This window comes from Campylobacter sp. CNRCH_2015_0814 (genome assembly GCF_025772765.1).
Taxonomy (GTDB): Bacteria; Campylobacterota; Campylobacteria; order Campylobacterales; family Campylobacteraceae; genus Campylobacter_D.
Window position 1 is genome coordinate 1 of record NZ_JAKMSR010000039.1, and the last position, 663, is coordinate 663.

At 34.7% G+C, this 663-nt stretch carries 1 protein-coding gene and 1 pseudogene; both read right to left on the minus strand.

Going from position 1 to position 663, the window contains the following annotated elements; all coding sequences use genetic code 11:
• Nucleotides 1-214: pseudogene (locus tag L8X24_RS07920) on the minus strand (flagellin); the annotation flags it as partial.
• 133 nt (nt 215-347) lie between these two features.
• The coding region (locus L8X24_RS07925) for a flagellin (protein WP_263664344.1) at nt 348-663 on the minus strand (316 nt) is incomplete at its 5' end.

Sequence of the window (663 nt, forward strand, 5' to 3'; positions counted from 1 at the left end):
TGGCATCATTGCCATTGTTAATAGCTTGGCCTAAAGTTGCAGCTTGAGATCTTAAGCTATCTGCAATAGCCATCCCAGAAGCATCATCTGCTGCAGAGTTGATTCTAAGACCTGAGCTAAGTCTAGATAAAGACTTATCTAATTCTCTTGCTGTTATAGTTGAGTTTGCATGTGCATTCATTGCACCTATGTTGGTGTTTATTCTAAAACCCATTTTAAATCCTTTCAAAATATTGCTTGATTTCTATAAAAGCAATAAGTGTTCCAAATATAAGAAAGTAAATGGGAGATAAAATAAAAGTGTGAGAAAAACACCTTGAATATTCAAGGTGTTTTGGATTTCTTTACTATTGTAATAATCTCATTACATTTTGTTGTACAGCATTAGCCTGACTCATAGCATAAGATCCACTTTGAGCTAAGATGTTATACTTAGCAAAGTTTGCACTTTCTGCTGCAAAGTCTACATCTCTGATGTTTGATTCAGCTGATTTGATATTTACTTGAGTTACACTGATGTTATTAAGTGTTGCAGTAATTTGATTTTGCACCGCACCAATGTCAGCTCTGATTTGATCAAGATTAGTAATAGCAGTTTCAGCTATATCCATAACAGCCATTGCACCTTTAAGTGTAGTAACACCAGCTTGTTGATCTTTAGCA